Annotated in this window: 4 protein-coding genes; 2 read left to right on the top strand and 2 right to left on the bottom strand. The window is 60.2% G+C overall.

What is annotated here, in order from left to right; translation table 11 throughout:
* Positions 1-260 precede the first annotated feature (260 nt).
* A complete protein-coding gene (locus DMG62_24505; GenBank protein PYY19541.1) occupies positions 261-782 on the top strand; it encodes a hypothetical protein in 522 nt (173 codons plus the stop codon).
* A gap of 535 nt (positions 783-1,317) precedes the next feature.
* On the opposite strand, the gene DMG62_24500 is transcribed toward DMG62_24505, so the two are convergent.
* Together DMG62_24500 and DMG62_24495 are read right to left on the bottom strand one after the other, a co-directional pair.
* On the bottom strand, positions 1,318-1,545 hold the full coding sequence (locus tag DMG62_24500; GenBank protein ID PYY19540.1) for a hypothetical protein: 228 nt from the start codon (positions 1,543-1,545) through the stop codon (positions 1,318-1,320).
* Between the two features lie 58 nt (positions 1,546-1,603).
* On the bottom strand, positions 1,604-1,849 hold the full coding sequence (locus DMG62_24495) for a hypothetical protein (GenBank protein PYY19539.1): 246 nt from the start codon (positions 1,847-1,849) through the stop codon (positions 1,604-1,606).
* A 462-nt stretch (positions 1,850-2,311) separates the two neighbouring features.
* Here DMG62_24495 and DMG62_24490 point away from each other — a divergent pair.
* On the top strand, positions 2,312-2,422 hold a 111-nt coding region (locus tag DMG62_24490; protein PYY19542.1), incomplete at its 3' end, for a prevent-host-death protein.

Here is a 2,422-nt window from a genome sequence, read left to right as displayed (position 1 = left end):
TATAGCGCCTATCCCATCCGCGTGCCGGCGGTTCCGGCCAGCGTCATCGCGGCGGGATGAGACGCTTTGCAACGGCTTGCATTCTTGCGCGCCAGTAGGGCAGGGACATACACGTCCTCCGCGTCCGCGGCCAAGGGAGCGATCGGCAACGGACCGGCTGAGTGGTAAGCGCTCGAGGAAGTGCGTGATTGCGAACGAGCTGCGTATGTACCAGCCGGCAGGTGCCGAAGGCGGCAGGCTAAGATTACTAATGGTTCGAAATGGGAGGGTGCACGGTGATCAACAAAGCCGTTCAATTCGCAGTGACTTCGTGCGCGCTCGTGGCGTTCGCTCTCAGTTTGAGCGCGAGCCATGCGAATGCACAGGCAAAGGATAAGAAGAACAAGGCATATACCTATGCGACAAAGGGTCTCTTGGAATTTCAGTCGACGGTTGCACCTGGGAAAGTTGAACGTTGGAAACTGCTTCTCGATCAGTCAAATCTCGGTGGAAAAGAATTGGAAATGGTCGAACTTACGCTTCCCGCTGGCGAGGTAGTCGGCGCCCACCGCCACGGATCTGTCGAGATTATCTATGTTCTATCAGGAACATTGGGTCATGAAGTAAACGGAGAGATGCACATGCTGACACCGGGCATGGTCGGTGTGGTCAGGCCAGAAGATTCCGTTCGCCACGTTGTTCCGAAAGAGGCCGACGTCAAGCTGCTGGTGATCTGGGCACCAGCGGGGGAAGCAAGGAAGTTCTTTGGTCACGCAAAGACCACGCCGATAGAGCAGAAGTAGGCGGCAATGGCGCCGCGCCACGGAGCTTCGCTGGTTCGGCAGGAGCGCGGAGGAACGTGAGGTCGTCAAATACCGCGATGCGAAACGGCAGGACTGATACCTCCCTGTCTTCGGCTAGCTTTACCTCGCAGCGCACCTGGGGTGACCAATTAGCGCTGGCTGAAAACACCAGCACCGGCACACGGGCTGTGGCGACGTGGCGATGGCGTTAACAGTCGCTCGAAACCAACCCGCCCCGGTCTGCGCATCGCGTGGAGAAGCACGTGCACGCGGCGCGTGTAGCCCGCAAGGTATGCTCAGCTCCTGGTACGTATGACCTGCCGGTGCGGCGCGGTGTGAGATCACGGATGAGGCCTTGGCGCGTCCGGTTGGCTGGTCAATGACGCTCGAGCAGCTCGCGCGATGGATGCGATGCTCGCAGTGCGGCAAGAAGGGGCGGAGGTCATCGCGGTGGCCGATCAGGGCGTCGTGCCCAAAACTGGGCTCGCACGCTTGATTTGGGTACTGATTCACACCTTCGGCTTACAAGTCAGCGCTATTTGAGTAAGAGCTCACGGACAGTGTTGCGAGAAGCAGGCAGGTGACCGGTAGCGCACCATCTGGGACCCCATTCGCCCGCCCTGAGCTTGATTCTTAGCTTCTTCTGTATGGTAGTTGGCTCCCACGGGTCTCCGATTGCCACACCCTTCAGGTCGAAAGCCTTGGCCTGGGCGGCGAGCAGGAGCAGGAGCAACGGGGACAGGAGTGTGGTTAGTGAGCGCATCCCGTGTCTGTCCGCGTCGCCAGTGATTGTAAGCGTCCTGCACGCGCCAGACCGTCTGTCACTGCGAAGGCGGATTTAGCGTGATCGGTAAGGCCTTGCTTTCGTCGCCGCGAATCACACCCAGCTCCACCTTCTGCCCAGCGTAACGGGCGAGCTGGTCTCTGAAACCTGCCACGTCCACCACATCCTCACTGTTGATCTTGATGATTACGTCGCCGTCGAGAATGTTCGCCCTAAAGGCCGGAGTACCGACGACAACGATGTCGATCTGAACGCCGGTGTTGCGGGGTATGGAGTAGGGCATGAAATTGGTTGTGGTGGTCCCGGGCGTCGTGACAGTGCTGGTCCGAGAGCAATGCCGCGAGGGCGGGCTTAGGTTCGATCTCGGAGGCGCGCACCGTCAGCAGGTCTCCCGCGTCCGCCGCGAAGAAGCAGCAGCACGATCCGGTATCTGAAGCTCGAAAGCTATGCCGACCGTCCGGCGCGAGGTTCGCCAGACGGTGCATTTGGGTGCAAATTGGTGCAAGACGTTGCACATGGTAGCGGGGGCCGCTTCGAGCTTTATAGCGCGTACCCATCCGCGTCCCGGCAGTTTCGGCGAGCGTCGTGCGGACGACGTGACACCCTTCGCAGCAGGCTGCATCAGGGTCCACAGCGCCGGTGTCGTTTGTCAGGAGTGCAGACAATCGACGCGTCGCCGCCGGGCCGTGACCAGCCCGTCCCAAAGAGTTGCTACGTTGTGCTACAGATGCTACGCTGGCCGCCCATGAAGAGTCGAATAATCACCCAGCGGGAGCTTCGCAATCAGTCGGCCGCCGTACTTCGCGAGGTGGAGGCGGGACGAACGATTGTCGTGACCCGCAACGGTACGCCGGTC

This window comes from Acidobacteriota bacterium, from assembly GCA_003225175.1.
In the GTDB taxonomy this organism is placed as follows: domain Bacteria; phylum Acidobacteriota; class Terriglobia; order Terriglobales; family Acidobacteriaceae; genus Gp1-AA112.
The sequence above is the reverse complement of the archived record's forward strand: the minus strand, read 5'-3'. Positions and strand labels throughout refer to the sequence as shown.

What these genes read in the sequence shown, in the direction of transcription:
- DMG62_24505 (PYY19541.1), top strand. Translation starts at nt 261, where the DNA reads ATGGGAGGGTGCACGGTGATCAACAAAGCCGTTCAATTCGCAGTGACT.
- DMG62_24500 (PYY19540.1), bottom strand. Translation starts at nt 1,545, where the DNA reads ATGCGCTCACTAACCACACTCCTGTCCCCGTTGCTCCTGCTCCTGCTC.
- DMG62_24495 (PYY19539.1), bottom strand. Translation starts at nt 1,849, where the DNA reads ATGCCCTACTCCATACCCCGCAACACCGGCGTTCAGATCGACATCGTT.